The organism is Xanthobacter autotrophicus (assembly GCF_030015065.1).
Classification (GTDB): domain Bacteria; phylum Pseudomonadota; class Alphaproteobacteria; order Rhizobiales; family Xanthobacteraceae; genus Xanthobacter; species Xanthobacter autotrophicus_D.
On sequence record NZ_JAIVFN010000471.1, the window covers coordinates 1 to 423 of the forward strand.

At 68.6% G+C, this 423-nt stretch carries 1 pseudogene; it reads right to left on the reverse strand.

Annotated features, from left to right (window positions below):
* Positions 1 to 423: pseudogene (eno, locus tag K9U40_RS24090) on the reverse strand (phosphopyruvate hydratase); the annotation flags it as partial.

Consider the following 423-nt stretch of genomic DNA (forward strand, 5'->3'; position numbering starts at 1 on the left):
TTCGAGCACGTACTTGCCGTCCTTGAAGAACTCGCTGGCCGCGCAGTCCAGGGCCAGGGCGATCTGCTCGCCGGCCGTGTAGCCCGCCTGGTCGATCGCCTGCAGGATCAGCTGGATGGCCGCTTCGTGGTTCTCGACGCTGGGCGCGAAGCCGCCTTCGTCGCCCACGGCGGTGCTCATGCCCTTGTCGTTGATGATCTTCTTCAGGGCGTGGAACACCTCGGCACCCCAGCGCACGGCCTCGCGGAAGCTCGGCGCGCCCACGGGAACGATCATGAACTCCTGCAGGTCCAGGCTGTTGTTGGCGTGCGCGCCGCCGTTGATGACGTTCATCATCGGCACGGGCAGCTGCAGGCCGCCCATGCCGCCCAGGTAGCGGTACAGCGGCAGGCCGGATTCCTCGGCGGCGGCGCGGGCCACGGC